Source organism: Maricaulis sp., assembly GCF_030149515.1.
In the GTDB taxonomy this organism is placed as follows: domain Bacteria; phylum Pseudomonadota; class Alphaproteobacteria; order Caulobacterales; family Maricaulaceae; genus Maricaulis.
Genome location: NZ_JASBRI010000026.1, coordinates 30365 through 55462 on the forward strand (window position 1 = coordinate 30365; position 25098 = coordinate 55462).

General features: G+C 65.4%; 29 protein-coding genes and 1 pseudogene. 12 read left to right on the top strand and 18 right to left on the bottom strand.

Annotation, left to right across the window (positions count from 1 at the left end; all coding sequences use genetic code 11):
• Positions 1–92: 92 nt before the first annotated feature.
• Positions 93–1703 carry a SulP family inorganic anion transporter gene (locus tag Q1U94_RS12470; protein ID WP_300545177.1) on the bottom strand — a complete coding sequence of 537 codons (1611 nt, stop codon included), beginning with the start codon at positions 1701–1703 and terminating at the stop codon, positions 93–95.
• A 178-nt stretch (positions 1704–1881) separates the two neighbouring features.
• Here Q1U94_RS12470 and Q1U94_RS12475 point away from each other — a divergent pair, with 178 nt between their 5' ends.
• A complete protein-coding gene (locus Q1U94_RS12475; protein WP_300545179.1) occupies positions 1882–3414 on the top strand; it encodes an exopolysaccharide biosynthesis polyprenyl glycosylphosphotransferase in 1533 nt (510 codons plus the stop codon).
• Positions 3415–3465: 51 nt separating this feature from the next.
• On the opposite strand, the gene Q1U94_RS12480 is transcribed toward Q1U94_RS12475, so the two are convergent.
• Positions 3466–4545: a GNAT family N-acetyltransferase gene (locus Q1U94_RS12480; RefSeq protein WP_300545181.1), complete on the bottom strand. Its 1080-nt coding sequence runs from the start codon at positions 4543–4545 to the stop codon at positions 3466–3468.
• A 149-nt stretch (positions 4546–4694) separates the two neighbouring features.
• On the opposite strand from Q1U94_RS12480, the gene Q1U94_RS12485 reads away from it, so the two are divergent.
• Genes Q1U94_RS12485 through Q1U94_RS12500 form a run of 4 tightly spaced genes read left to right on the top strand, consistent with a single transcriptional unit; the run spans position 4695 to position 8765 of the window.
• Positions 4695–6152: a lipopolysaccharide biosynthesis protein gene (locus Q1U94_RS12485; protein ID WP_300545183.1), complete on the top strand. Its 1458-nt coding sequence runs from the start codon at positions 4695–4697 to the stop codon at positions 6150–6152.
• Complete coding sequence (locus Q1U94_RS12490) at positions 6149–7090, top strand: glycosyltransferase (protein ID WP_300545186.1); 942 nt, start codon at positions 6149–6151, stop codon at positions 7088–7090. Before Q1U94_RS12485 ends, Q1U94_RS12490 begins: the two co-directional genes overlap by 4 nt.
• Positions 7087–7854 carry a polysaccharide deacetylase family protein gene (locus Q1U94_RS12495; RefSeq protein WP_300545188.1) on the top strand — a complete coding sequence of 256 codons (768 nt, stop codon included), beginning with the start codon at positions 7087–7089 and terminating at the stop codon, positions 7852–7854. Before Q1U94_RS12490 ends, Q1U94_RS12495 begins: the two co-directional genes overlap by 4 nt.
• On the top strand, positions 7851–8765 hold the full coding sequence (locus Q1U94_RS12500) for a glycosyltransferase family 2 protein (RefSeq protein WP_300545191.1): 915 nt from the start codon (positions 7851–7853) through the stop codon (positions 8763–8765). Before Q1U94_RS12495 ends, Q1U94_RS12500 begins: the two co-directional genes overlap by 4 nt.
• Here Q1U94_RS12500 and Q1U94_RS12505 read toward each other — a convergent pair.
• The 3 genes from Q1U94_RS12505 to Q1U94_RS12515 all read right to left on the bottom strand — a co-directional run bounded on the left by Q1U94_RS12505 (position 8762) and on the right by Q1U94_RS12515 (position 12237).
• Positions 8762–10027, bottom strand: a complete 1266-nt coding sequence (locus Q1U94_RS12505; protein ID WP_300545193.1) for an O-antigen ligase family protein — start codon at positions 10025–10027, stop codon at positions 8762–8764. The two genes, Q1U94_RS12500 and Q1U94_RS12505, sit on opposite strands and share 4 nt — an antisense overlap.
• A complete protein-coding gene (locus tag Q1U94_RS12510; RefSeq protein WP_300545195.1) occupies positions 10024–10653 on the bottom strand; it encodes a hypothetical protein in 630 nt (209 codons plus the stop codon). Before Q1U94_RS12510 ends, Q1U94_RS12505 begins: the two co-directional genes overlap by 4 nt.
• 69 nt (positions 10654–10722) lie before the next feature.
• Positions 10723–12237, bottom strand: a complete 1515-nt coding sequence (locus Q1U94_RS12515; RefSeq protein WP_300545197.1) for a Wzz/FepE/Etk N-terminal domain-containing protein — start codon at positions 12235–12237, stop codon at positions 10723–10725.
• 88 nt (positions 12238–12325) lie between these two features.
• On the opposite strand from Q1U94_RS12515, the gene Q1U94_RS12520 reads away from it, so the two are divergent.
• Complete coding sequence (locus tag Q1U94_RS12520; protein WP_300545199.1) at positions 12326–13060, top strand: polysaccharide biosynthesis/export family protein; 735 nt, start codon at positions 12326–12328, stop codon at positions 13058–13060.
• Between the two features lie 167 nt (positions 13061–13227).
• On the opposite strand, the gene Q1U94_RS12525 is transcribed toward Q1U94_RS12520, so the two are convergent.
• Both Q1U94_RS12525 and Q1U94_RS12530 read right to left on the bottom strand, forming a co-directional pair.
• Positions 13228–13500, bottom strand: a complete 273-nt coding sequence (locus Q1U94_RS12525) for a hypothetical protein (protein WP_300545201.1) — start codon at positions 13498–13500, stop codon at positions 13228–13230.
• A gap of 165 nt (positions 13501–13665) precedes the next feature.
• Positions 13666–15240, bottom strand: coding sequence for a hypothetical protein (locus tag Q1U94_RS12530; RefSeq protein ID WP_300545204.1), 1575 nt, complete (start codon positions 15238–15240; stop codon positions 13666–13668).
• Between the two features lie 174 nt (positions 15241–15414).
• Here Q1U94_RS12530 and Q1U94_RS12535 point away from each other — a divergent pair, with 174 nt between their 5' ends.
• Genes Q1U94_RS12535 through Q1U94_RS12550 form a run of 4 tightly spaced genes read left to right on the top strand, consistent with a single transcriptional unit; the run spans position 15415 to position 16808 of the window.
• Positions 15415–15738: a metalloregulator ArsR/SmtB family transcription factor gene (locus Q1U94_RS12535; protein ID WP_366917293.1), complete on the top strand. Its 324-nt coding sequence runs from the start codon at positions 15415–15417 to the stop codon at positions 15736–15738.
• A complete protein-coding gene (locus Q1U94_RS12540) occupies positions 15735–16154 on the top strand; it encodes an SRPBCC domain-containing protein (RefSeq protein ID WP_300545208.1) in 420 nt (139 codons plus the stop codon). The genes Q1U94_RS12535 and Q1U94_RS12540 overlap by 4 nt, the downstream gene beginning before the upstream one ends.
• Positions 16155–16174: 20 nt before the next feature.
• On the top strand, positions 16175–16384 hold the full coding sequence (locus Q1U94_RS12545) for a hypothetical protein (RefSeq protein ID WP_300545210.1): 210 nt from the start codon (positions 16175–16177) through the stop codon (positions 16382–16384).
• Between the two features lie 10 nt (positions 16385–16394).
• Complete coding sequence (locus Q1U94_RS12550; RefSeq protein ID WP_300545212.1) at positions 16395–16808, top strand: DUF1801 domain-containing protein; 414 nt, start codon at positions 16395–16397, stop codon at positions 16806–16808.
• Positions 16809–16859: 51 nt separating this feature from the next.
• Here the strand turns inward: Q1U94_RS12550 and Q1U94_RS12555 are convergent, their stop codons facing one another.
• Positions 16860–17585, bottom strand: a complete 726-nt coding sequence (locus tag Q1U94_RS12555; protein ID WP_300545214.1) for a glutathione S-transferase N-terminal domain-containing protein — start codon at positions 17583–17585, stop codon at positions 16860–16862.
• A gap of 160 nt (positions 17586–17745) precedes the next feature.
• On the opposite strand from Q1U94_RS12555, the gene Q1U94_RS12560 reads away from it, so the two are divergent.
• Entirely contained in the window at positions 17746–18696 is a 951-nt protein-coding gene (locus Q1U94_RS12560) for a 2-oxoglutarate and iron-dependent oxygenase domain-containing protein (protein WP_300545216.1), read from the top strand.
• A 6-nt stretch (positions 18697–18702) separates the two neighbouring features.
• Here Q1U94_RS12560 and Q1U94_RS12565 read toward each other — a convergent pair whose 3' ends face one another.
• From Q1U94_RS12565 to Q1U94_RS12600, 8 genes are all read right to left on the bottom strand, one after another.
• Positions 18703–19047: a GFA family protein gene (locus tag Q1U94_RS12565; RefSeq protein WP_300545219.1), complete on the bottom strand. Its 345-nt coding sequence runs from the start codon at positions 19045–19047 to the stop codon at positions 18703–18705.
• Between the two features lie 43 nt (positions 19048–19090).
• A complete protein-coding gene (locus Q1U94_RS12570) occupies positions 19091–19576 on the bottom strand; it encodes a YceI family protein (RefSeq protein WP_300545222.1) in 486 nt (161 codons plus the stop codon).
• Positions 19577–19601: 25 nt separating this feature from the next.
• Positions 19602–20075 carry an SRPBCC family protein gene (locus Q1U94_RS12575; protein WP_300545224.1) on the bottom strand — a complete coding sequence of 158 codons (474 nt, stop codon included), beginning with the start codon at positions 20073–20075 and terminating at the stop codon, positions 19602–19604.
• Positions 20072–20563, bottom strand: a complete 492-nt coding sequence (locus Q1U94_RS12580; protein WP_300545227.1) for an SRPBCC domain-containing protein — start codon at positions 20561–20563, stop codon at positions 20072–20074. The genes Q1U94_RS12575 and Q1U94_RS12580 overlap by 4 nt, the downstream gene beginning before the upstream one ends.
• On the bottom strand, positions 20560–21027 hold the full coding sequence (locus tag Q1U94_RS12585) for an SRPBCC domain-containing protein (protein ID WP_300545229.1): 468 nt from the start codon (positions 21025–21027) through the stop codon (positions 20560–20562). Before Q1U94_RS12585 ends, Q1U94_RS12580 begins: the two co-directional genes overlap by 4 nt.
• Positions 21024–21545 carry an SRPBCC family protein gene (locus Q1U94_RS12590; protein ID WP_300545231.1) on the bottom strand — a complete coding sequence of 174 codons (522 nt, stop codon included), beginning with the start codon at positions 21543–21545 and terminating at the stop codon, positions 21024–21026. The genes Q1U94_RS12585 and Q1U94_RS12590 overlap by 4 nt, the downstream gene beginning before the upstream one ends.
• Complete coding sequence (locus tag Q1U94_RS12595; RefSeq protein WP_300545233.1) at positions 21529–21885, bottom strand: metalloregulator ArsR/SmtB family transcription factor; 357 nt, start codon at positions 21883–21885, stop codon at positions 21529–21531. The genes Q1U94_RS12590 and Q1U94_RS12595 overlap by 17 nt, the downstream gene beginning before the upstream one ends.
• Positions 21886–22178: 293 nt before the next feature.
• Positions 22179–23513 carry a mechanosensitive ion channel domain-containing protein gene (locus Q1U94_RS12600; RefSeq protein ID WP_300545236.1) on the bottom strand — a complete coding sequence of 445 codons (1335 nt, stop codon included), beginning with the start codon at positions 23511–23513 and terminating at the stop codon, positions 22179–22181.
• Positions 23514–23644: 131 nt separating this feature from the next.
• Between Q1U94_RS12600 and Q1U94_RS12605 the strand changes: the two genes are divergently transcribed.
• Positions 23645–23896: a hypothetical protein gene (locus Q1U94_RS12605; RefSeq protein ID WP_300545238.1), complete on the top strand. Its 252-nt coding sequence runs from the start codon at positions 23645–23647 to the stop codon at positions 23894–23896.
• A gap of 9 nt (positions 23897–23905) precedes the next feature.
• On the opposite strand, the gene Q1U94_RS12610 is transcribed toward Q1U94_RS12605, so the two are convergent.
• Positions 23906–24247: a hypothetical protein gene (locus Q1U94_RS12610; RefSeq protein WP_300545240.1), complete on the bottom strand. Its 342-nt coding sequence runs from the start codon at positions 24245–24247 to the stop codon at positions 23906–23908.
• A gap of 100 nt (positions 24248–24347) precedes the next feature.
• Positions 24348–25098 (bottom strand): annotated as a pseudogene (gatB, locus tag Q1U94_RS12615) (Asp-tRNA(Asn)/Glu-tRNA(Gln) amidotransferase GatCAB subunit B); the annotation flags it as partial.

The window sequence follows — 25098 nt, forward strand, 5'->3', positions numbered from 1 at the left end:
GTCTCCCCCCAGATCGTTGGTTTGGGAGAAGAATAGGTCCCGCGCCAGCTGGCGACAAACTTACCTTTCCGTGAGATTCACGTTGCAGCGCATCAATGCGAGCCGCCCAGCCGGCCCAGGCGCACGCGGTAATCCACGGCCAGTCCGTAGGCCGGGTCGTCGTCACTGTCGACCATCAGCTGGCCGGCCTTGGACAGGAGCCGGTGGCAGTCGCGGCTGAGATGACGCAACTCCAGCCGCTTGCCGGCCGCCTCGTATTTGGCAGCCAGATCCTCGATGGCCTGCAGAGCCGACTGATCGACAACCCGGCTGTCGGCAAAGTCCACAACCACGCGGTCGGGATCGCTGTCGACGTCGAACAGTTCCAGAAAGCTTGTCGATGAGCCGAAGAAGAGCGGTCCCTCCATCTTGTAGACCAGCTGTCCCTCCTCACCGGCCACCTGGCGCGCATGAATGCGCGAGGCGGCATTCCAGGCATAGACCAGGGCGGAGACGATGACACCGACGATGACGGCAATCGCCAGGTCTGCATAGACGGTCACACCGGTCACCAGCAGGATCACGAAGGCGTCGGACCGGGGAATGCGGAACAGGATGCGCAGGCTCTGCCAGGCAAACGTGCCGATCACCACCATGAACATGACGCCGACGAGGGCGGCGAGCGGGATCATCTCGATAATGCCGGACCCGACCAGGATGAAGGCCAGAAGGAAAAACGCGGCGGAAACCCCCGCGAGCCGCAGCCGGCCGCCGGATTTCACATTGATCATCGACTGGCCGATCATCGCGCAGCCGCCCATACCGCCGAAAAACCCGGTGACGAGATTGGCGACCCCCTGGGCCAGGCATTCCCGGGACGCGCCGCCGCGGCGGCCGGTGATCTCGCCGACGAGATTGAGGGTGAGCAGACTCTCGATCAGTCCGATGGCGGCCAGAATGAAGGCGTAGGGCAGGATGATTGCCAGCGTCTGGAAATTCAGCGGCACCATCGGGATGTGGAATTGCGGCAGCCCGCCCTCGATCGAGGCCAGATCGCCCACGCGCGGCACTGGCAGGTCGAACCCGATCACCAGCGCGGCCACCACACCGATTGCCACCAGCGGGGCCGGCACGACCTTCGTCACTTTCGGCACCGCCCAGATCAGGCCCATGGTCAAGGCCACCAGGCCCAGGGTGAGGAAGAGCGGAAAACCGGTCATCCAGACATGCTCGCCGGCCGCGTTGACCGTCTTGAACTGCTCCAGCTGGGCCAGGAAAATCACGATCGCCAGGCCGTTGACGAAGCCCAGCATGACCGGGTGCGGCACCATGCGGATGAACTTGCCCAGGCGGAAAACGCCGGCGGCGATCTGGATCACGCCCATCAGCACCACGGTGGCGAACAGGTATTCGACCCCGTGTTCGGCAACCAGATGCACCATGACCACGGCCAGCGCGCCCGTGGCCCCGGAAATCATGCCGCGACGTCCGCCGATCAGCGCCGTGATCAGACCGACGATGAAGGCGGCATACAGCCCGGCCAGCGGTGGCACCCCGGCAACGAAGGCGAAGGCCACGGCTTCGGGCACCAGGGCCAGCGCCACGGTGAGACCGGCCAGGAGTTCGATCCGGATCCGGTTTGGCGTCAGTGGGGGAAGTTCCCCGCGATCGCGTACGCTCGCGGCGAGGCGTTCCGTAAAGGCGGCGAGCGAAGTCCGGATCATGAGGTCCTACCTGGATTGCAGCATGGGCAGCCGCGTCTTATGCTGCATTGCAATAATTGGCCACCCTCTGAGCGCACCGGCCGGTGAAATTGAGCGCCAGGGTGGTATTAACCATGCTTCTCAACGAATTCTTTTACCTGATCTGGTGTTCTTGCCCTAATATCGACGGGGAAGAGACGTGGACTATTCCAACTCGACACGCACGGTGACCACAGGACCGGCCAACGACACCTCGGAAATTCAGCGCCCTGTCATCTCCGACACGGCTGCCCAGGCGCGCGCGCACCTGAAGGCCCAGGCGCGGGCTCCGCAAAACCGGGTCAACCGCAAGGCGCTGGGCCATATCCTCCAGGCCGTCGACATCTTTGCCACGATGATTCTCACCGTCGCCGGGGCATTTGCCCTGTCCGGCGGACAGGTCACCGAAGTCGCTGCCGGCGAACTCCTGCCCCTTCTGGCCTTCGCCGCCCTGGCCCCCGGACTGCTTGTCGTGGCGCGGCTCTATCGCATCGAAGCGCGCGAGGTGAGTGCGTATCGCGTGCTGAGCGCGTTCATCGCCACCGGTCTGGCCGGCACGGCGGTGACGGCCTTTGCGCACCTCACAGCGCCGGCCGCCACCGATCTCGTCGCCATGTTCGCGCTGACCGCCGTGGGGGCGCTGACCCTGCTGCACGTGATCTATGCCGGATTCATCCGACACTGGGCGAGGGCCGGCCGTCTGGCCCGTAATGTCGTCCTGGTCGGAGCCACGCCGAACGCCCGCAAACTGATCATGTCCAATGCCGGTTCGGGCACGGTCAATGTCGTGGGCATTTTCGATGACCGGAAATCGCGCTCGCCCTCGGCCCTGGGCGGCGCGCCCTATCTGGGCGACACCAACGACCTCTTCTCCTGGCCCCTGCTGCACGAGGTCGACCGCATCATCCTTACGGTTTCGCCCAAGGCGGAACAGCGTGTGCAGATGCTGCTGAGCAAGCTGCGCGCCCTGCCCCATTCGGTGTGCCTGCTGCTGGACCTGGACAATTTCGATCCGGCCGAGACCTCCCTGGACGACATTGTCGGCGTCCAGGCCGCCCGCATGAGCGGGGCCGAGGAACGTTTCGGCCATCTTCTGGCCAAACGGATGCAGGATCTCGTGCTGGGCTCGCTCCTGTTTGTCGCCGCCCTGCCGCTGATGGGACTGATCGCCCTGGCCGTGAAACTGACAAGCCCGGGCCCGGCCCTGTTCCGCCAGACCCGCGAAGGCTTCAATGGCCGCCCTATCAAAGTGCTGAAGTTCCGCACCATGCGGGACGATCCCAAGGCGCAGGACGGGCCGATCCGCCAGGTCGAGCGCGACGACCCGCGCGTCACCCGTATCGGCGGTTTCCTGCGCAAGACGTCGCTCGACGAATTGCCCCAGCTGTGGAATGTGATCATGGGCGACATGTCGCTTGTCGGTCCGCGCCCGCACGCGCCGGGCATGCGTACCGGCGGCAAGGAAACATCCAAGCTCGTCGCCGAATATGCGCACCGTCATCGCGTCAAGCCGGGTATTACCGGCTGGGCCCAGATCAACGGGTCGCGCGGTCCGTTGCATTCCCCCGAAGCCGCCCGAGAACGGGTCCGCTGGGATCTGGACTATATCGCCAGGGCCAGTCTCTGGTTCGATCTGTGGATCATGGCGCGCACCCTGCCCGCCCTGCTGGGCGACAAGATCAACATTCGCTAACCCCGCTACGCGAGCACGCAGCCCGGCCTATGCCGGACGCGCCCATAAGGATCACGCAGCGTAGAAACCCGCAAGCCGGTCGATCTTGCGCATGGCCTTGCCGGTCAGGCGCGCCACCGCTCCCTCGGGCGCAGCCTCCATCGACCGCATCAGCGCCGCCGAACCCCGCCGCATCAGCCCCATCATCGAGGGATTGGTGAAATGCCCTGCAGCGACGGGAATCTGATAGCTCGACAGCTCCTTCTTGAACCGGAACTCCCCCTGGCCGAGCTCGATGCCTTCATGACCCAGACCGGCGCAACTGCGGGCGGTTTCCACCAGCATCAACAAGCCGGGGCTGACCCGGGCGAAGTCACGGTCGAAGGCGGGAAACCAGAACTGGCACATTCGCGCACTGGCCATACCCACATGAACGGCGACGATCCGGCCATCGACCCGAAGGCTCGAGCAGATCCCGGAAAATTCATCGCCGCGCCGTCGCAACACAGCGTCCAGCAACCGCCGTGTCCAGGGCACCGAGAATACGTCGAATACGCCGGTCTGCGCATATTGCTCGCGCTTCCACCGGATCATGGCCGCCAGCGCTTCGGGATCCTCGTCGCTCATCACGAATTCGTGCCGGGCCCCGGCCTTGTCCAGCCGGTTGTAACGCGTGCGGATATTGCGCATGGCTTTGACATCGACCGAGTTCCGCCGCTCCATCCAGGCGTCGAACCCCTCGCTGAGATCCATCACCCAGGATCCTTCCAGATGCGAGGCATGCTCGCGGAAGGGGGTCTGCGTGGCCAGCGCGCCGTGAAATTCGAACACGGGGATGTGTGCCCGGCGCAGCCAGGTCTGCAGATCGGCCTGGCGCCCCGGCGCTGCGATCACGCCGTGCGTATCGCCCAGCGGGCCCGCCAGCGGCCGGACATAGCCGAAATGCCCGGTCTGCATCGGCAGGAATCCGGCAATCGCGCCTCTCTCGCGCGCCACGAGCACGCGCGTATCGCTGCGCGCCTCCTCGCAGCATTCCGCAAACTCGATGGTGAAATACGGGCTGCCGAGCGCCGGATCGGCTGACACGAATTCGCGCCAGGCGTCCCGCTCTGCTTCCGACAGGTCGCTCGGCTTCTTCAACTCGACGTGCATGACCCTGTGTCCGTCCTTCAAGTCCCCGCATACAACCTAGGTTCAATGCCTTAGCATCATGTGAACGCGGCAGGGCGGTCATGATGCCTGTCGCCTGCCGGGCGGCATCCAACTTGCAAGCTTCCCCCGCAAGGCGAGTGGAGCGTTGCATGCTGGGACGACATCTTCTGGGCTATCTGCCGGTTCAGATCTCTCAGGCCCTGGTCGGTTTCGGCGCAGTGGCCGTGTTTACACGTATTCTGCCGCCGGAAGAGTACGGGCGCTACGCCCTCGCGCTCGCCGCACTGTCGCTCATCCATATCCTCGTCTTTACCTGGCTGGAAGCCGCCGTGGCGCGCTTTCACGCCCGCGCGGAGCGCCGCGGCCGTGTGCGCGATCATCTGATGACTGCCTACAGCCTATACGGCGCCGCGGCCATTGCCGGCGGGATTGTCCTCGTAGCGCTGCTCCAGCTCCTGCCGCTCGATATCCGTCTTAAAACGGCACTCTCCTTCGCCACCGCCTCGCTGCTGCTGCGCGCGCTGATGCAGATCGGCATGGAAACCCATCGCGCGCGCGGCGACGTCTCGCGCTTCTCGGCGCTGGAAGCCAGCTATCTCCTGCTCGGCTTCGTCATCGGCGTCGGCATCATCCTGACAACCCAGCTGGGCGCCGCCGGCGTTTTCGTGGGCACGGCCATCGCGGCGGCCGTCATGCTGGTCTTCGACCTGCCCGTGATGTTGAACCGGCTGAAGGGCGGCAAACGCCAGCCCGTGCGCGCGGCGGCCTATGCCAAATACGGCCTGCCCATCTCCATGTCGCTGATCTTCGAGCATCTGCTGTCCGTCGGCGACCGTTTCCTGATCGCCGGCTTTCTCGGCCAGGGCGCGGTGGGCATGTATGCCGCGGGCTACGGGCTGGCCGACCGGCTTCTCGACGTGATCTTCATCTGGTTCGGCGCCGCCGTCTGGCCGCTGACCATCAAGGCGTTCGAACAGGACGGCCCCGCCGCCGCCCAGGCGATGGCCGGACGCGCCGCCGGCCTGATGGGACTGATCTGCTTTCCCGCCGCCGCCGGCCTCGCCCTCGTTGCGGAACCGCTGACCACGGTGCTGGTCGGCGAAGGCGTGCGCGACCAGGCCGCCGGCATCCTGCCCTGGATCGCGCTGTCCGGGCTGATGAACGGCATGATGACCTATTATTTCCACGAGGCCTTCACCCTGAAACGCCGCACCGGCGTGATGGCCGCGATCATGAGTGGATCGGCGCTGCTCAATCTCGGCCTCAACGTCCTCTTTATTCCCGCCTTCGGCTTGCAGGGTGCCGCGCTGGCCACGGTTGTGGCCTACGCCATCGCCCTGGGCATCTGTGCCGTCATGGGCCGGCGCCATTTCGTCCTGCCCCTGCCCTGGACCGACTGGATCAAGGCCGGCAGCGCCACCGCGATCATGGCGGCGGCGGTCTTCACCGTCCCCGACCTGCCCCTGGCATGGCTGAACCTGGCGGCCCAAGCCCTTGTCGGTGCATCGGTTTACGGGATTTCAGCCTATTTGCTCGATATTGCCGGATGCCGGCAATGGGTGCGCGATGCCCGCGCCCTTTTGCGCCCGGCGGAGGCCACGTCATGAACGCCATGATCGACAATCCGGTACGCGAATACACCAACGAGGCCAGCCGGGACGCCGGCCGGATCGGCCTGTCGGTGCTGGTGCCCTTCTACCGGGACGATCCCGCCGATCTCGTCCGCGCCATTGCCGAGCAGGCGGGAGGGGATGTCGAGATTGTCCTGCATGATGACGGCGAACCCGACCCCGACCTCAATGCCCGCCTGACCCGTATTCTCGCCGCGATGAGCCTGCCGGCGCGCCTGTTGACCTCGGCGCGCAATCGCGGCCGTTCGGCGGGGCGCAATCTGCTTGCGGAACAGGCACGCGGGGCCTGGCTGCTTTATCTCGATGCCGACATGACGCCCGGCTCGCCGGTCTTTCTCGAAACCTATCGCGCATTGATGGCACGGGGCGGCTGCGACGCCGTCTTTGGCGGGTATGAGACCGACTGGCCCCGCGATCCCGCGCTGAAACTGCACGCTGCCCTCTCCCGGACCAGCGACCAGCACGACGCCGCCGCCCGCAATGCGGTCGGCGCGACGGCCTTCTGCGCCTCCAATGTGCTGGTGCGCGCCGAAGTGATGCAGGCGGTCCCCTACGACACCGGCTTTGCCGGCTGGGGCTGGGAAGATGTCGACTGGGCCGTGCGCGCAGCCGAACACTTCACGCTGATCCATGGCGACAATCCTGCCCGCCATGGCGGGCTGCAGGATGCAGCTGCCCTGCTGGAGAAATTCCGCATCGGCGCAACCAATTACCGGCGTCTTATTGACCGGCACCCGGAGCTCGCCGCACTACCCGGCGCCCGCGCTGCCCGCGCCCTGTCGCGCCTGCCCTTCCAGGCGGCGCTGCGCGGCCTGTGGGCCGGGCTGTGCTGCACCGGCGCGCTGCCCCTGCGCCTGCGCACACTGGCCCTCAAACTCTGGCGCGCCAGCTGGACTGCGGAGGCGCTGCGATGACGATGCCCTATATGCCCGCTTCCGGCCTTCTGGCCGGCCTCAACCGGCGCTGGGCGCGCTTCGCCGCGCGCGCGCCGATGCGGGTCGATCTCGACCACGCCATTGTCACCTTCACCTTCGACGACTTCCCCAAATCCGCCGCGACTTTCGGTGCTGCAGCACTGGAAGAACGCGGCTGGAACGGGACCTATTATGCCTCGGCCGCCTTTGCCGGCGGCGAAACGCATCACGGGCGCATGTTCGATGCCGGGGATATCATCGCCCTGGAAGCCCGGGGACACGAGATCGGCTGCCACACCTATGGCCATATCGATGCCGCCCAGGTGCGCACCTCCGAACTGATGGCCGATATCGCCCGCAATGCCCGCGCCCTGGCCGCGATGGGGCTGGAATCGGATCTCGAAAATTTCGCCTTCGCCTATGGCGAGGCGACCCCGGCGGCCAAACACGCGTTGATCGAGCGCTTTGCCACGCTGCGCGGCGTTCAGGCCGACATTAATCGCGGCACCGCCGACCGGGCGCTGCTCAAATCCGTGCCCATCGATGGCGGAGAATCCGGGATCGCACGGGCCGTGGAAGCGGCCAGCACGCTGGCGGCCCATCCCGGCTGGCTGATCTACTACACCCACGACATCCAGGCCGAACCGACACCCTGGGGCTGCACGCCGGAACAGTTCGAACATGTCTGCCGCGCCGTCGAGGCATCGGGTGCGCGCGTGATGACCATGGCCGCCGCGACATGCGCACTGGAGGCCGACACATGAACATCTCCATCGTAATCCCCACCTTCCGCCGTCCGGACGGCTTGCGCCGGGCCCTGGAAAGCGCGATCGCCCAATCGCGCCAGCCCGACGAGATCGTGGTCGTCGACAACGATCCGGACGGATCGGCACGGACAATGGTGGCCACGGCGAAGGCCATCGCGAAATGTGACGTGGTCTATGTGCACGAGCCGCGTCCGGGCGTGTCGAATGCCCGCAATGCCGGATTCGGCGCCGCCCGCGGCCGTTTCATCGCCTTTCTCGACGATGACGAGATCGCCAATGGCTACTGGCTGGCCGCACTCATGGAAACAGCCCGGGCGCTGGATGCCGATGTCGTCTTCGGACCGCTGCGGGGCGAGGCGCTGGATGTCGGCGGCATCCGCGGCGATCTGGCACGGCGGCTCTATTCCCGCATCGGGCCCGAAGCCGACACCGTGCTGGACAAGCCCTATGGCTGCGGCAATTCCCTGATCGACCGCGCCGCCTTCGACCTGCCGGCCGCACCGTTCGATCCACGCATGAATGCGTCCGGCGGCGAGGATGACGTGTTCTTCGCCATGCTCGCCCGCCAGGGCGCCTGCTTTGCCTGGTCGGTCAAGGCGCACGGGGTCGAGACCGTCGGCGCAAGCCGTACAAGCTGGTCCTATCTCGCAGCGCGGGCCTTCGCCTTCGGCCAGGGCGCGACCCAGTCGGCCCGTCACGCCGGAAGCTGGAGCGGGATCGCCTTCTGGATGGCGGTGGGTCTGGCCCAGTTTCTGGTCTATGGACCGCTTGCCGCGCTGGCGGCTATCGCCTCGCCCGGACGCGCCGCAGGCCTCATCGACCGTTGCATCCAGGGGGCGGGAAAACTGTTCTGGATCCAAGCCTTCGAACCGCGCTTCTACGGCCAGAACGTAGCGGCTCCGAGCTAGCTCCGCGCGCGCCGGTCAGCCAGTTTCGCCGCGGTTGCGACGAAGAGAAGCCAGCCCAGCGAGTTCTGCTGCATGAGATTACTCTCGGACACCGAAACGACCGCGATCAGCGCGATATAGGGTATCGCCCAATAGGCCTCCCGGCCGGCGAACAGGCGTCCGGCCGCCTGGAAGGCCGCCTGCAGGAACACGATGGCCATCAGGACAACGCCCGGAAGACCCACGGCCAAAGCCACCTCGATCCAGCCATTGTGCGCGGTCGGTACCGGCCAGGACGTGCCCTGCCGGACCCAGAAAACCGGCCCGTCGTCCACGGTCCAGAACGCCTTGTAGCCATACCCCGTCCAGGGCTGTTCGGCGACCTGTCCGGCCAGGATCACCCAGATGTCGGTTCGCCCGGTCAGCGTGGCATCGCGGCCGAGAAGCGCAAGGAATTCCACCGGTGCGATGGCCAGGATCAGGGCGAACAAGGCACCGCCCGTGACGGCCAGGAACAGCATCAGCGCAGCGAAGCCGAAACCCCGGCGGCACAGCGCAATGCCGATCGCACTGCCCGTGCCCAGGATCCAGGCGAGAAGCGCGGTCTTGGATGTCGACAGCAGGATGAGCGCTGTGCAAAGCACCGCCATTCCCATCCAGAGCCAGCGCCGCTCCGGATCGAAGCGCAGGGCCGCATAGGCACTGATCGCGCCCCAGCCCATTACGGCGCCCAGCGTGTTCTTCTCCCACCACAATCCCTTCCACGCCCCGGCATGGACAGCATGGTCTACGCCCAGAGACGGCACGGCGAGCGCCATGAACGTACTGAGCGCGGCCAGGATGCCGAACGTCGTCGCGATCAGCAGGATCATCTCGCGCCAGTGCCAGCGCGAAGCCAGCCAGAGGCCGAACAATGTCGTCATGATGAGGGCAAAGGCGCGGCGCAGCGTGGTGTCGGGATCGATCGACCACATCACCGATACCAGCGCCAGGCCGACAACAGCCAGCAGCAGCCCGTTGCTCACCAGTGTCCGCAAAATCGCACCCGGCCGCACGGCCGCAAGGCCCAGCGTGATGGCGTATACCGGCAGCCAGATCAGCCGCAGCACGGCGGAACTCTCGGGATCGGCCGGATCGGCAAAAAGCGGGCCGATCAGGCCCTGGGAAAACAGGAAGAGGCAGAGCACGGTCAGCCCGCCCTCGATGATACCGGCGAATTTCAGCGGCGGCGCATGACGCCAGGCGGAAATCAGTGCGGGTTCGGGAGCGGTGGCGAGGCTCATGCCGCGCTCCGCACCGGTCCTGCCCGATTGAGAATGACACCTGCCACGACACCGCCGCGGGCCTCGATCGCCTCGCGGCGGGCTGCAATCCCGTCCAGGCGCGACAGGCGGGCATCGGCCACCAGGATCACGCCGTCCATGTCGGCCGCCATCGACAAGGGCGCCCGGCTGTTACCCGGCGCATCGACAATGGCGAGATCGACCGACTGGCGCACAGCGGCCCAATAGTCCGGTGCAGGACGCAGGCTGATACGTTCAACCGAGCCGGACTTGGCCTGCAGCTCGGTCACGAAGAGATTGCCCACCACGCTTTCGCGCGCCACGATGCGGGCACGTTCACCGCCCGCGGAGATCGACCAGAAGGGGTCGCGGCCGAAACCGGCATCGAAGGCCTGACCGCGCACACGCGCCGCCCTGGCCTGGGGGTTGCCGGAGAATTCCAGATCGAAAAGCCACACACCGCGCTGGGACCGCCGCGCTGCGAGCCGCGCCAGTTCGCGTGCAACGGTCGATGCGCCGGCATTACGGCTCGCGCCCATGACCATCAGCGCGCGCCCCTTACCGCCCGGCCGGGCACGGGGTTCGAGCTGATCGATCAGCTGGGAGAGATCGGCGGTGAGATTCATCTGAAAGGGCGCCCGGAGCGATTCGGTCTTTACCGGATCAAACTGCCAAACCTGTGGTTAACGCCCCGCTTACGCAGAGCGATCGGCGATGCGCGCCAGGACGGGCAGACCGTCGAAGGGATCATTGGCCGGCGCCGGGATATCATGCGCATCGGCAGCGTGAGACATGCCCTGCGGAATGCGCAGGGCTCCGGCGCGCACATAGGTGCGCCAGTATCCGCGCAGCAGGCCGAGAAAGAGCGCCACGCCCAGCGCCAGGACAGTCGAGGCAACCAGGCCCAGCTTCTTCATAGAGGAACCGTCCAGCGGCGGCACGGCCCGGTCGACCACACGCACGAAATCGGCCGCGCCCATGGCCGGCGAGCGCTGCGACAGCGCACTGGCTTCCAGTCCGGCAATGTTGGAGGCGGCCGCCTCGGCGGCGGACAGGTCCTGGGCGAGATGCGTGTATTCCGGTTCCAGACCGCGCAGGCGCGCAATTTCGCTCCGCGTGTCGCGCAACTGTGCTTCCAGAGAGGCCGCCAGGGAGGCCTCGGCACGGGCATTGGCCTCGCGCGTTGCCAGTTCGGATTCGAGTGACTGCCTGACCGGGTTGGCGCCGGAACGGCGCTGTCCCTCGCCTTCGGCGGCCCCGGAGGCGATAAAGGCCTGCAGCGCCGCGATCTCACGCTCGACGGCGGCTACTGCGGGCGCACCAGGCTGATAGCGCGAGAGCAGGCTGGCACGCTCGGCCCGCAGATCGAGCAGGCGGCCGGAGACGCCGTTCTCGACATAGAGTTCGATCTGTTCCGGGATCTGTTCCAGGCGCTGGCGCAGGGCCTCGACACCGGCCGCAGCCGAATCGCGCGCGGCCCGGGCACTGTTCAGCCGGTCGGTGAGATTGGAAACGAGATTCTGCGCGGTCTGCTGTTCGGTCTCGAAATTCGCCAGATCGTGTTCGCGCAGAAATGCGTCCATCGCGGCCTGCGCCCCGGCAAGCGCCGCATCGGCCTGATCGCGCCGGACCGAAAGGCCGCTCACGCCGGTCTCGACCAGAACCTGTTCGCGATAGGCGAGATAGGCATCGACGATGGCATTGAGAATCCGCGCGGCACGCTCGGCCTCGCCGGTTTCATACGTCGCATTGAGAGCCGAGGAGTTGGGTTCGCGCGAGACGGAAAAGCCCGAGCGCAGAGCCTTCATGGCCGCCGTACGGCCATCGCCATCGACGGCTTCACCCAGAATCGCCGCCGCGCCCAGCGTCTCGTAGGTCAGCTCGCGCACCGCATTGGAGCTCAAAAGCTCGCTTTCCGACTGCATGACCTGGTTGAGCATGAAACCGTCGCCCCAGCCGGCGGCCGCCGGGGTCGGATCCTCGTTAAGCAGCACCAGAAGGCGCGCCTCTGCCTGATAGCTGGGCTTCAGGAGCAACAGGGACGCGGCGACGCCGATCGCCATCAGGACTGCAAAGACCAGGGCAATAAAACCGCGTTCGGACCAGGCCAGGGCAAGCACGTCGAACAGGTCCAGCTCCCGCCGGGCCGGAGCCGCGGACAGGCCGGACGGTCCGGCCGGGTGACCGGAATTGTCGAACGCGCGAGTCATGCCCGCATATGAGACTGCGTGCGCTTAAAAATTTATTATCCAAGGCGGCCGACTATCCGCACTGAACGTTCTGCGGGAAGGATATTTCATGCGCGCGAAGACGACGGGCGTTTTCCTGGCAGCCCTGCTGCTGGCTTCCGGCCCGTCCGGATGTGCCAGCCATGGCGCCGATACGGCCCCGCCGGAGGCCTGGGGACAGCCGCGCTTTGCCGCCTGGGAACAGACCGATCCGGCCTATCGATTCTATCCCGGCGACACGATCGAGGTGACCGTGCATTCGGCTCCGGAACTCTCGCGCACCGCCCTTATCGGCCCGGACGGACGAATCAGCCTGCCCATGCTGGCCGATGTGATGGTGGCCGGACAGACCGACTACGAGATCGCCAATACCGTGGCCGACGCCTATGCGCGCAATGTTCTGGTGGACCCCATCGTGGAAGTGCGCCGCTCAGAACTGGGGCCGCAGAACATCATCGTGGGCGGCGAGGTGAACACGCCCGGCCTGGTCGAGATGTCCGGCCCCGTCGGCGCCCTGGAGGCGGTGATGATGGCAGGCGGTTTCAAGAATACCGCCGCCCGCGGCGATGTCGTCGTACTGCGCCGTTCGCCGGGTGGCGAGATGATGATGCACACGGTCAATCTTCACGACGCACTACGCGCCCGCCCCGGCGCCGACCAAATCCAGATCCGCCGCCACGACATCATCTTCGTGCCCCGCTCGACCGTGGCCGAGGTGAATGTCTTTGTGGAGCAATACGTGATGGGCATCATCCCGTTCGACCAGGCGATGTCCTACGCGATCGCGGACGCGATCAGCAACTGACCGGAGATCGAGCGTGCGCCGCCCCGGAGGACGCGCGCATGTCCCGGCGGCCCGGCCGGGAGACAGGTTTGCCAACCCTGCCAGAACGTCAACCGGACAAACGGCCTGCCGGCGAATGCCCCCATTCGCCGGCGTGACCGGACTGGCTGGCGTTGTTCGCGCCGTCTCTAGTGACGGGTCGACAACCATTCGCGCGCGGCGCGCTGGGCCGCGGCGACCTGGGAGGTCGACATCTGGTCGGAGATTTCCTGGCGATAGTATTTCGCCGGCTCCGACCCCATCAGGGCCGCCAGATTGAACCATTTGTGGGCTTCGACATAATCGATCTCGCCGCCCTGTCCCGTCGAATACAGGATACCGAGCTTGCAGAGATCCTCGCCGGTCGGATCGGCGAACGCTGCTTTATGGGCCTGGGCCGTTTCTACGTCCGTAAACGCCATGGGTCTTCCCCTTAACTACACACTCGCGAGCGCCGTCATTTTGACCTGTCACTCGCTCCACCATCCTGTCCGAATGCCTTTCGAACATAATGCGAGGTTGCGCGAAGAGGATTGCTTTAAGGTTAAGGGAAATCCGGAAAAATGCGCCTTAAATACTTACGTGCGTTAGGTTTTCCTACCAAGCGTTAAACGCGATATCCACGCATCGGCAAGACTTAGCCGGCTTGCACGGCGGATCGGGGCGGGTGTCATCAAGCGGATCAGGGTTAAGAGGAGCACCAAACCTGCAGATATCAGGGCAAGCATGGCGTTGCGCTGCGCTATCGGGTCTCCCGCGGGCTGTTCGGGTTCCCGTTCGACGAGCGCCAGGGCATCGGCCCCCATGAGTTCGCGAACCGCCAGCGTGCGCTCGCCGAGGAGGCCGGCCAATTGGCGCAGGCGCTGCACATCCCCGATGCGGTCCAGTCCGGCCACAAGCCGCATCGCGACGGCCGGCGAGGTGTCATCGCGAATGCGGGCAAGGTCGCGCAGCAATTCCGACAGCGCCACAGCCCCGTCCGCGGTCCGCCGGTCTATCGCGTCGACCAGGTCCTGCTCCGCCCGGTCCGGCGCGGCAAAGGCGATGTCCATGCGCGCGCCGGTTCCGGCCAGGCGCGCCGTCACGGTTTCAGCCGGCAGGGCGGTCTCCAGCACGGCCGCGATCTCCGCTTCCAGCGCAGGGGTCAATCGGCCCGCCAGGCGTGCGCCCTGCAGAACTTCCGCGCCGGTGCGCACCGCGCTGGATGGAATGTGCAGCTGGACCAGCCCGGACTCCAGCGCCGCCAGGCCATAGCGAAGACCATCCGGACGCTCGCCTGGGATAATCCGGGCCTCGCAGCCGCTCAGCCGGTCGGCGGCGTGGGCGCAGGCCTGCATCGCGAGATGACGAACGCCGCCATAGAGGCGCGTCGGTCCGGCAACATCCTCGGCAACCAGACCCGACAGGCTGCGCATTTCGAACTCGCCTCCGCGCCGCCCGCGAAAGAACGCGGCCGCACTTGTCTGCGCCACGGACCATTCGAACTGGGAGCGGGCATAGCGCTGTTGCAGGGCGTCGCCGGCAAAAACCAGTTCGGGAGGAACAAGCCCCCCTGCTTCGCCCTCGGCCAGCCGCGCATGGAAGGCTTGTGAAAGGCGGGCTTCGCGCACCTGCGGCGGTCCGGCGCGCAATCGCGCATCCAGGGCACGCGGCCCCACGGGACCGGCCAGTGCCTCCAGCGCCAGGCGTTCGCGCCCGATCAGGTCCGGCCCCAGTGCCGCCCAGGCGCGGAACCGGTCGATATCCGGACGGCGGCGGCGATCGCCGTCGAGCGCGGCTTCCAGCCGGTCGGTCCAGAAATCCCGGGCATCGATACCGGCCGGAACGGCGGCGGCGATGGCGGCCCGCACGCGTTCGGCCTCACCGGGCTGCGGACCGGCGACCGCACTTACACCGCCGACACTGGCCAGCCATTGCAGGCCGAACCAGCCGGCCAGCAGCAGCGAGGCGAGCAACCAGAGCGGCTGAAAGCCTTTCAGCACGGCACGCCAGAGCAGCCACACGGCAAGCCCCGCAGGGGAGGCCTCCCAGGGCGACTGGGTCCCGGCGCGCCAGCGCTCGGCACGCTCGCGGCGCGCAGCTTCTCTCGCCGTCAAGCCGGCGCGCCGGTACGCATCGGCGTCCGGCCGTTTCGATGGCTCCGCATGGACGGTCTCCGCCATGTCGCCCCCCAGTTCCCGGAGACAACTTCACGGCTAACACCGTGCGAGGCAAGCGCTTGCGCGTATGGGGCGAGAAATTCTGCGGTTTTAGCCGTTCAGTCAAACCGGGCCGGTTGACACACCCATAACTCGACAGTTATGCGTTTAACAAATAACTGATGGGTTATGAGTTTGATGACACAGCCGCACGACACCCTGTTTCGAACCCTGGCAGACCCGACCCGGCGCGCCCTTTTCGAACGGCTGTGCCGCGACGGGGATCTGACGGTGGGTGCGCTCACGGCCAAGGCCGGCGTCTCGCAGCCCGCCGTCTCGAAACATCTCGGCGTGCTCAAACGGGCCGGACTGGTGAGCGACCGCCACGAGGGCCGCCAGACTCATTACAGCGCCCGGCTCAACGCCCTGGCCCCGCTGATCGACTGGACCACACAAATGGCCGGCTTCTGGGATGCGCGGCTGGACGATCTTGAAGTGCTGCTGAACAGGATGGATCAATGACGCAGGCCCGCACCGTGGTCGTGGAGCGCGAATTTCCCCACCCGCCGGAAAAGCTCTGGCGCGCCCTCACCCAGCCACATCTCATCGAAGAGTGGCTCATGAAGAATGATTTCCGGCCCGAAACCGGTCACCGCTTCAACCTGAAGGGCGAATGGGGCGGCGTGCTGGATTGCGAAGTGCTCGTTGTCGAGCCGGAGCGCACGCTCGCCTACACCTGGAACTTCGAACACACAGACCCGGCCTTTAACCTGACAAGCGTGGTGACCTGGACACTCACCCCGACGGAAACCGGAACGCTTTTGCGCATGGAACAGTCGGGCTTCCGGCCCGACCAGAAACAGGCCTTCGGCGGCGCCCGGCACGGCTGGCAGGCCTTCTTCGGCAATCTCGAAGACGTCCTCGCCCGGTTGGACTAAAACCTCCAAGGGAGACAGGAATGAACTGGAACTTGCTGGTGCGGCAGAGCCATCGCTGGCTGGCCATTGCCTTCACACTCGCCATTGTCGCGAATATCGCGGTGACGGGCCGGGAAACCGTTGCACTTTGGGTCGGCACGCTCACACTGATCCCGCTGGCCCTGCTCCTGGTCACCGGCCTGTACCTGTTCTTCAGGCCGCATGTGAGCAGATGGCGCAGCCGGGCCTAGGAGGCTGGCCATGTCCAAACAAAGGCCCCGCCTCCTCTCCGGCGGCAATCCGCAGATCCCCAAGGGCGATGGCGACGCACCTGTGCAAGCCTATATCGCTGCCATGCCGGGCTGGAAGAGCGCAGCCGGCCGCCGGCTGGACGCGCTGGTCGAGCGGCTTGTCCCTGGCGTGCGCAAGGCCGTGCGGTGGAATTCACCCTTTTACGGAGTCGCCGGTCAAGGCTGGTTCCTGTCCCTGCATTGCTTCAACAAATACATCAAGCTCACCTTCCTTCGCGGCAGCTCGCTGGACCCGCTTCCGCCGGTCGGCTCGAAGGATCCGAAAGCTCGCTATTATCATATCGAGGAAAACGCGTTCGACGAGGCCGCCCTGACGCACTGGATCCGCCAGGCTGCGGCCCGCCCCGGAGACCCGCTGTTCTAGTTGGACGACCGTCTTCAACGGCGACCGCGAACCGGTCGCAACAGATCGGACCTAGACCTTGGCGGTCTGGCCGAAGAGGACGGAACGGGCCTTCTTCATCTCTTCGGTATCCTCGCCGAGATTGCCGCGAAGTTCCTTGCCCACAGCCCGGCCGGCCTTCACGGCCGGACGATCGCCCACGCGTTCGACCCAGGCCTTCAGCCCGGGGAAATCGTCAAGATTCTGGCCCTGTCCTTCCGGCAGGATCCACGGCCAGATCGCCATGTCGGCGATGGAATAGTCGCCCGCAATATGGTCGCGCCCGTCGGACAGAGCCCGTTCGAGGACGCCATAGAGCCGGTTCACTTCATTGGTATAGCGGGTCTTGCCGTATTCCAGCTTGCTTTCGTCCGGCTCGATCCTGGGGGCATAGGAGCGGAAATGGTGAGCCTGGCCGGCCATCGGGCCGAGGCCGCCCATCTGCCAGAACAGCCATTGTTCGACTTCGGCCCGCTGGCGCGGGTCTTCCGGGTAGAACTGTCCGGACTTGCGTCCGAGATACTGCAGGATCGCTCCGCTCTCGAAGATCGATATCGGCTGGCCACCCGGCCCGTCAGGATCGATGACCGCCGGCATGCGGTTGTTCGGGCTGATCTTGAGGAAGCCCGGCTCGAACTGTTCGCCCGTCCCGATATTCACCGGCTTGAGTTCATAGGGCAGCCCCATCTCCTCCAGGGCGATGGAGACTTTCCAGCCATTCGGCGTGGGCCAATAGTAAAGTTCTATCGGTGCGGACATTCTCGGCTCTCCCAGCAGCATGCGCGTCGCCGACAAATGGGGGCCGGCGCACCTGATTCAAGAGGCACTGCGATCACAGCCCCCGTGCGACCCTAGTGCGCTTGGCACGGAAGGGGCAAAGCCGTATCTGTGCCGACACGACGCAACACACGGCTGAACCATGTCCGACACCCTCTCCCGCTTTCCCCCGGTATCCATGTCGCTGCAGGCGAGCGACAGGGCCGGCTTTGCACGCGAGCTGGGCCGCAGTTTTCGCGAATACGGTTTCGCCGCGATCTCGGATCACGGACTGGACCAGGCGCTGATCGCCGATGCCTACCGGAAAGCGGCGGACTTCTTCGCCCTGCCCGAGGCGACGAAGATGAAGTATTTCGTCGAGGGTGGCGGCGGCGCGCGCGGCTATACGCCCTTTGGCAAGGAGATCGCCAAGGACGCCAGGCATGTCGACCTCAAGGAGTTCTGGCATGTCGGCCGCGACCTGCCGCCCGGTCACAAATACGAGGCGGACATGGCGCCGAACATCGTGCCGGCCGAGATCGCGGGCTGGCGCGAAACCGTACACGGGCTCTACACCGCCTTCGACGCGCTGGGCGTCAAGATCCTGCGCGCCATCGCGCTGGATCTTGGTCTTGAGGAGACCTTTTTCGACGACACGGTGAAGGATGGCAATTCGGTGATGCGCCTTCTGCACTATCCGCCGGTGAGGTCCGATCCCGGCGGATCCATCCGCGCCGAGGCCCATGGCGATATCAATACGATCACCCTTCTCCTGGGCGCCGAGGAACCGGGTCTGCAGGTAAAGACGCGCGAGGGCGAGTGGATCGACATGAACCCGCCGCCGGGCTGTCTGGTGGTCAATATGGGTGACATGCTGGCTCGCTCGACCAATGACGTCCTGCCCTCGACCCAGCACCGCGTGATCAATCCGGCCGGCGCACGCACGGAATACTCGCGCTATTCCATGCCCTTCTTCCTGCACTACCGGCCCGATTACATGATTGAAACACTGCCCGGCTGTGCCGGGCCGGACAATCCGGACAAGTATCCCGAACCGATCCGGGCGAACGATTACCTGAACCAGCGCCTGCGCGAGATCGGATTGCTGAAATAGGCCTTCCTAAAGGCTTGCCCCATCGAACCGGGTGACCTTCAGCGCATCGAGATCGACATCGGCGCAGCGCAGATTGACCGCCACCATCGCCTGTCCGTCCGGTCCCGTGCCCTCGCCGAAGGGCGCACAGCCGCAAGTCTTGCAGAATTGGTGGCGGATATTGTGGCTGCCGAACGTGTAGACGGTGAGATCCTCGGCCGCGCCGGTAAAGGCAAACTTGTCCGGTGTAGCAAAGGTCAGCAGGTAGCCCTTGCGCCGGCAGATCGAACAATTGCACGCCATCGCCTCGTCCGTATCGACATCCAGTGTGTAACGGACCTTGCCGCAATGACAGCTGCCGGTGATGGCCATGACCGCGCCTCCATGTTCCCGATTTGTACCAAAGCGCAGAGTGTCAGTCCGCAGGCGTCTCCGCAAGAGGCGGTCCCAGCATTTCCGCTTCGATCACAATCTCCACCCGGTCGCCGACGCCGAACTCGCTGCCGGGCGGCGGAAGGCCGATGTCCAGCCCGAAGTCCGAACGGTCGAACTGAGCGGTAGCGGAAAACCCGATCCGCGCTTGCGGGTCGTAGACCGGCATGCCGGCATAGCCGCCGTTGTAGCGGACATCGAGATCGACCTCGCGCTCGATGCCCATGAAGGAAAGCGTCCCGGTAACGACGGCCGTGCGTTCGCCGGTTACCGTGACATCGGTGGATGCAAAGCGGATCGCGGGATAGGCCGCAACGTCCAGCCATTGCGGTCCGATCAGTTCGGCGTCGAAATCGATGTCGTCGTGCGGATAGTGGGTTTCCAGCGAGGCCGGCGGCGGGTCCAACGGCGGTACGGCCACATCCTGGGCTGTTGCCACGCCCGCAAGGACGATTGCTGCGGCTGACATGAAAAGGCGTTTCAGGGGACTCTCCCTAGGCCTGCGCCGTCGACGGTTGAAGCTGGGCGGCCAACGCCTCCAGCTGGGCCGCCACGCCTTCCCGCCGCGGACCGGCATTATCCAGGCCATCCAGGAAGGCGGCCTGCTCGGTGTAGGTCAGACGCGTGCCCGACGCGGTGGGCTTGAATGTGACCGTCGCGAGCGAAACCGAGATCGGCTGGCCATCCATGGTCATGCGATAGGCGAGCACGATCCGCTTGTCCTCGACGATGTCATGGATCACGGCGTCGTAGGTGAAGCGGCCGGCCTCGGGGTGAAGGCCCGAGGCGCTTTCCAGGCCGCCGACCTTGAAGTCCAGAGCGTACTCGATCCCGGAGAAACCCTCGGTATCGGCAAACCAGCGCTTCTTGGCGGCCGGATCGGCCCAGGCGGCAAACACCCGGGCCGGCGGGAAGTCATAGTCGCGATCGATGCTGAAACTGTCGTGCTGGACGCTGCGAGCGGTCATGGCATATCTCCGTCGAAGGGTTTGATGGTGGGCGATTCCACCCACACGCCGAGATGGGCCGCGAGCGCGGAAATGAGGAATTCCCAGCCCTCGCGGGTCCGGTCTTCGTATTCGGCCCATTGCGGCGGCAGTTCCTGGACCAGGGTGAGCCGGCACCCGGTCTTTTCCGGCAGAACGGTCACGGTCACCCGCCCGCCATCAGCGGGGTCGAGATCGGCACTCTCTCCGGCCTGGAAACGGAAGATGATCCGCCTCGGCCGGTCGATCTCGATGAATTCGCCGACATGATGGACATCTCCGCCGGCGCGCCGGTCCACGATCACGAAACGGCCGCCCGGCCGCGGATCGATCTCGCAGCGCACGACCGTGCTGTCGGACAGGGTGAACAGCCAGTGCCGGGCATGTTCTGGATCCAGCCAGGCATTGAAAACATCCGCGGCATCGGCCTCGAAATGGCGTTCGGTGGTGACTGTCTTGAGGTCGGTCATGAGACGGCCTCCCGGGTCAGGTGTGAAACGAGGTTTTCCATCAGCGCACCCCAGCCCTCGCGATAGCCGGCGAAGACCTCGGAGCCCTCCTCGGCCGCGATCTGGACAGTAAGACGCATGCGCGTGCCCGAGGCGACAGGATCGATCTCGACGGTAGCCAGCGCACAGGACAGGCGCCTGCCCGCCTTCGACACGGTTTCGGACATCACGATCCGCCGGTCCGGCACGATATCCTGATAATACACGACCGCCTCGTAGGCGTCGTCGCCCTCGGCCCAGCACCGGCTGACGTCGCATCCGCCGACCCGGAAATCGGAGGCGTCGTAGACCATGTGGAGATGGTCGGCAGGCCTTTGCCATTGCAGCCGTCCCTCGACACTCTCCCAGGCGGCGAAAATCCGCTCCGGGGCGGCGCCGTAAACCTGCTCCAGGGTGAAATCGTCATGGGTGATTGCTGTCGTCATTGCGCCAACTCCCTGAGCCTCTCGGCATAGTCGGCCAGCTGACCGATCACCGTGCCCCAGCCCTCATGGAAGCCCATCTCCTCATGGCGCAGGCGCGAAGCCTTGCTGGGATGAAGGACCGATGCGGTATAGAGCGTTCCCGCTCCGTCGGGCTCGAAGGAGATCCCCGCCGTCATCGCCAGGCCATGACAATCCGGCGCATCCAGCGGCGCCGGCCGGAAGCCCGGCTCCAGCGCACTGGTCCAGACAATCCAGGCCTCGGGTTCGACAGCGAGAAAAACACCCGCATTGTCGAAGCGTTCGCCGTCGGGCGACTGCATCACTGTGCGGAACGCGCCGCCAGGACGCAGGTCCATCTCGCATTCCGGCGTCGACCAGGGTTTCGGGCACCACCACTGCTTGAGATGCTCAGGCTCGCTCCAGGCGCGCCAGACGATCTCGACCGGTACGTCGATCCGGCGCTGGATCTGTAGATCGGTTTCCGGATTGAACGCGGCCCAGTCACGCTGTCGGGTCATCGGAATTCTCCTTTGCAGCCATTTCCTTGAGATAGTCGTCGAGGCGGTCGAGGCGGCGCTCCCAGAGCGCGCGCTGCTCGGCGAGCCAGTCCTGGGCCTCGGTGAGACGCGCAGGCTCAACCCGGCAGGTCCGCACCCGACCCTCCTTCTGCGACCGGATCAACCCGCCGCGCTCGAGCACTTTCAGGTGCTGCATCAGCGAGGGCAAAGCCATGTCGAAGGGTGCTGCCAGTTCCGAGACCGAGGCGGGTCCCTGGATCAGGCGCGCAATCACCGCCCGGCGCGTGGGATCGGCCAGGGCGTGAAAGGTGGAATCGAGATGCATTTGATAGTTAGGCATACGCCTAGCTATTCAGACGGCGGGATGCGCGTCAAGCGAAAACTTATACATGTTCCTAAGTATCTTAAGGATAGAAGAAGCGGGGCGCGGCCCCCATGTCCGCACCCCGCCAAGTTCGCTTGAACGCCGTGTCCGGATCGGATGTGCCGCCGCCCGGACTGCAGCGCCGGGCAATATCCTGTGGTTGTATTTATGAAACCCTAACAGCTGGGCGGCATTAATTGCTTGTAATAAAAATGAGCCGGTACACGCTTACGTAAAACCCCGCGCGTGCGGCAGGGCGCATCGCTGCGCTACGCCTTCGGCATGTCCTTCACATGCAGATCGACCTGCGGGTACGGGAATTCGATCCCGTGCTCGTGGAAGCTCTTCCAGATGGCTATATAGACATCCGACCGGACATTGGAGAGTCCGTTCTGAGGGTCGGAAATCCAGAAGCGCAGATCGAAATTCACTGCGCTGTCGCCGTATTCCATCAGGTTGCAGACCGGTTCCTTGTCGGCGACCACGCGATCCACCGTCTTGGCCGCCTCGATCGCCAGGCGCTGGACCCTTTCCATGTCCTGGGTGTCGTAGGACACGCCGAAGGGCGCGTGCTGGCGCACCACCCGGTCGGACTTGGACCAGTTGATCACACCATTGGCGATGAAATGCTCGTTCGGGATGAGATGCTCGGTACCGTCGCGCGTGCGCATCGAGACATAGCGCGACTGCATCCCCGTCACCCAGCCGAACTGGCCGTCGACTTCCAGCGCATCGCCCGGCTTGATCGACTTGTCGGCCAGCAGCGTGAAGCCGGCGGCGAAGTTCGCCACGGTCTTCTGCAGACCCAGGCCGACCCCGATACCGACAGCACCGGAAAAGATCGCCAGCGTGGCCAGGTTGAAGCCGGTCAGCTGCAGCGCGATCAGCAGCGCCACGATCGGCAGGACAAAGCCGAGCACCTTGGAGATCAGCGCCCGCAAGGCCGGCGAAATCTCGTCGGCACGTTCCAGCTGGGTATTGATAGCGCGGCCGGCAAAGGAGGCCGCCCAGAACAGCACGCCGAAATAGATCAGCGTGCGCAGCACGTCGAACAGGGAGAGATCGACAGGATCGCCCTCCTCCGTCTCGCCCAGCGGGATGGCCAGTGCCTGCAGCTGCATGACGACATCGTCGAGCAGACCGAACACATCGAGCGCCGCCACCGGCCAGGCGATGTAGAAAGCGACCTGCGACCAGAAGCGCGAGCGGATGATCAGCGTCACGGCGCGGATCACCAGCCAGGCCGTCATCAGGCTCATCGCCGCGTTGATGAGATGGAAGGGCCGGTCGACCGCGCCCAGCACCACACGCTCGATCGCCAGCACAGCCAGCAGCGCCAGCGGTGTGGCCAGGGCAATCGCCGCGGTCAGAAGCCGCCGTGCCAGACCCGTGCGGATCAGTTCGCGCGTATGCGCCTCGACCAGATGACGCAGCCGCGGCCCGAAGATCAGCGCCGGGATGAAAGCCGCCGCCACCAGCCCGATCTGGATCGCGATATTGATGTCCAGCAGGGTTTCCTGGAGCCAGGTCAGGATATCGCCGAAACGGCCCTGAAACGCTTCGAGCGGCAGGAGTTCGTCGAGAGCGGAATCATCCTGTGTCATGGGCCTTGTCGCTCCGGCTCGTGCGGTGAGATCAAAGGGTTAGCACGAGATGCGCGCGCAGGACCAGAGGCGGAAAGGAACGGGCGACGGTTTCAGCCGTTGCAACCCGTATAGCCACAAGGGAGGTCATCATGGCCACTCTCCATGCGCGCGAGTTGCGCACCGTGTGGCGGCGCCGGCTTTTCACCTTCGCGGTCGCCACCTTTATCGTCCTCGCCCTGCTTCTCGCCGTCGGCAGCCCGCTGATGGCTGAATACGTCCAACCGGGCCTGATCGGCCCTGTCGTCTTTGCTGTCGAGTGGGTGGTGATTGCCGCGGGCCTGACCTGGCTGGCATTGTTCGCCCTGTCGAAGCGGCGCCGGGACCGGCCCGGAGCCGAATAGTCCGGGCCGCTATCGCCCTCGGTAGTAGCGGCGGGCAACGCCGACAAAGATCGGGCTGGCCAGGAAAGCGTACCACGCCCCGGCGATACCCGTCGCGAACAACGAGAAAAAGACAATGCTGGCCGCACTGTCATAGGCGCCGTTGGCGGCGCTTGCCGACAGGAGTGCTCCACTCAGCCCACACAGCGTGGCCAGCCCGATCGCCGGTCCGCCGACGAGAAAGCGCCGCCATTTGAACGCCATGCTTGGTGGCTGGTCCAGCCTTCGCGCCCACCAGGTCGAGAGGGCAAAGTCCGCCATCCAGATCACGGCAAAGCCGGCCGACAATCCAACCAGGATAGCTGCTGGCACGCCCCCGGGTCCGGACAGTGCTGTGACGGCCCGAAGGAGCGCGACGCAGGCCGCCACGCCCCCGGCGAGCACGACAGTCCGGTTGGGGCGGCGTACCACCCTAGCCCAGCAGCTTCTTCTGCAGAATTTCGTTCACGGCCTGAGGATTGGCCTTGCCCTGCATGGCCTTCATCACCTGACCGACGAACCAGCCCATGGCCTTGGGCTTTTCCCGCACAGACGCGGCCTGATCGGGATTATCGGCGATCAGCTGGTCGATCACGGCCTCGATAGCGCCGGTATCGGTGACCTGCTTGAGGCCGCGCTCCTCGACGATCGTCGCCGGGTCGCCACCTTCAGCCCACAGGATCTCGAACACGTCCTTGGCGATCTTGCCGGAAATGGTCTCGTCCTCGATGAGGGCGACCAGACCGCCCAGCTGTGCGGCGGAAACCGGGCAGTCGGTGATGGTCAGGCCTTCCTTGTTGAGGCGACCATAGAGCTCGTTATTGACCCAGTTCGAGGCCAGCTTGGCATCGCGCCCCGCAGCGACTTCCTCGAAATAGGCTGCACGATCCTTGTCGGCCGCCAACACGGACGCGTCATAGTCCGACAGGCCGAGCACGGAGACAAAGCGTTCCCGCTTGGCGTCGGGCAGTTCCGGCAGACCGGCCTTGATCTCGTCCACCCAGGTCTGCTGCAGCTCCAGCGGCAGCAGGTCGGGATCGGGGAAATAGCGGTAGTCGTGTGCCTCTTCCTTGGACCGCATGGAGCGCGTCACACCGGTATTGGCGTCGAACAGGCGGGTCTCCTGATCGACCTTGCCGCCTTCCTCGAGGATGTCGATCTGGCGCTGGGCCTCATACTCGATC

Coding starts and splice junctions, on each gene's coding strand:
- Q1U94_RS12570 (WP_300545222.1), bottom strand. CDS start 19,576: ATGTCAGCCGCAGCAATCGTCCTTGCGGGCGTGGCAACAGCCCAGGAT.
- Q1U94_RS12565 (WP_300545219.1), bottom strand. CDS start 19,047: ATGGCCATCACCGGCAGCTGTCATTGCGGCAAGGTCCGTTACACACTG.
- Q1U94_RS12545 (WP_300545210.1), top strand. CDS start 16,175: ATGAACTGGAACTTGCTGGTGCGGCAGAGCCATCGCTGGCTGGCCATT.
- Q1U94_RS12515 (WP_300545197.1), bottom strand. CDS start 12,237: ATGACTCGCGCGTTCGACAATTCCGGTCACCCGGCCGGACCGTCCGGC.
- Q1U94_RS12540 (WP_300545208.1), top strand. CDS start 15,735: ATGACGCAGGCCCGCACCGTGGTCGTGGAGCGCGAATTTCCCCACCCG.
- Q1U94_RS12550 (WP_300545212.1), top strand. CDS start 16,395: ATGTCCAAACAAAGGCCCCGCCTCCTCTCCGGCGGCAATCCGCAGATC.
- Q1U94_RS12560 (WP_300545216.1), top strand. CDS start 17,746: ATGTCCGACACCCTCTCCCGCTTTCCCCCGGTATCCATGTCGCTGCAG.
- Q1U94_RS12500 (WP_300545191.1), top strand. CDS start 7,851: ATGAACATCTCCATCGTAATCCCCACCTTCCGCCGTCCGGACGGCTTG.
- Q1U94_RS12535 (WP_366917293.1), top strand. CDS start 15,415: ATGACACAGCCGCACGACACCCTGTTTCGAACCCTGGCAGACCCGACC.
- Q1U94_RS12480 (WP_300545181.1), bottom strand. CDS start 4,545: ATGCACGTCGAGTTGAAGAAGCCGAGCGACCTGTCGGAAGCAGAGCGG.
- Q1U94_RS12520 (WP_300545199.1), top strand. CDS start 12,326: ATGCGCGCGAAGACGACGGGCGTTTTCCTGGCAGCCCTGCTGCTGGCT.
- Q1U94_RS12485 (WP_300545183.1), top strand. CDS start 4,695: ATGCTGGGACGACATCTTCTGGGCTATCTGCCGGTTCAGATCTCTCAG.
- Q1U94_RS12505 (WP_300545193.1), bottom strand. CDS start 10,027: ATGAGCCTCGCCACCGCTCCCGAACCCGCACTGATTTCCGCCTGGCGT.
- Q1U94_RS12555 (WP_300545214.1), bottom strand. CDS start 17,585: ATGTCCGCACCGATAGAACTTTACTATTGGCCCACGCCGAATGGCTGG.
- Q1U94_RS12510 (WP_300545195.1), bottom strand. CDS start 10,653: ATGAATCTCACCGCCGATCTCTCCCAGCTGATCGATCAGCTCGAACCC.
- Q1U94_RS12585 (WP_300545229.1), bottom strand. CDS start 21,027: ATGACGACAGCAATCACCCATGACGATTTCACCCTGGAGCAGGTTTAC.
- Q1U94_RS12580 (WP_300545227.1), bottom strand. CDS start 20,563: ATGACCGACCTCAAGACAGTCACCACCGAACGCCATTTCGAGGCCGAT.
- Q1U94_RS12575 (WP_300545224.1), bottom strand. CDS start 20,075: ATGACCGCTCGCAGCGTCCAGCACGACAGTTTCAGCATCGATCGCGAC.
- Q1U94_RS12590 (WP_300545231.1), bottom strand. CDS start 21,545: ATGACCCGACAGCGTGACTGGGCCGCGTTCAATCCGGAAACCGATCTA.
- Q1U94_RS12595 (WP_300545233.1), bottom strand. CDS start 21,885: ATGCCTAACTATCAAATGCATCTCGATTCCACCTTTCACGCCCTGGCC.
- Q1U94_RS12530 (WP_300545204.1), bottom strand. CDS start 15,240: ATGGCGGAGACCGTCCATGCGGAGCCATCGAAACGGCCGGACGCCGAT.
- Q1U94_RS12525 (WP_300545201.1), bottom strand. CDS start 13,500: ATGGCGTTTACGGACGTAGAAACGGCCCAGGCCCATAAAGCAGCGTTC.
- Q1U94_RS12495 (WP_300545188.1), top strand. CDS start 7,087: ATGACGATGCCCTATATGCCCGCTTCCGGCCTTCTGGCCGGCCTCAAC.
- Q1U94_RS12605 (WP_300545238.1), top strand. CDS start 23,645: ATGGCCACTCTCCATGCGCGCGAGTTGCGCACCGTGTGGCGGCGCCGG.
- Q1U94_RS12490 (WP_300545186.1), top strand. CDS start 6,149: ATGAACGCCATGATCGACAATCCGGTACGCGAATACACCAACGAGGCC.
- Q1U94_RS12470 (WP_300545177.1), bottom strand. CDS start 1,703: ATGATCCGGACTTCGCTCGCCGCCTTTACGGAACGCCTCGCCGCGAGC.
- Q1U94_RS12600 (WP_300545236.1), bottom strand. CDS start 23,513: ATGACACAGGATGATTCCGCTCTCGACGAACTCCTGCCGCTCGAAGCG.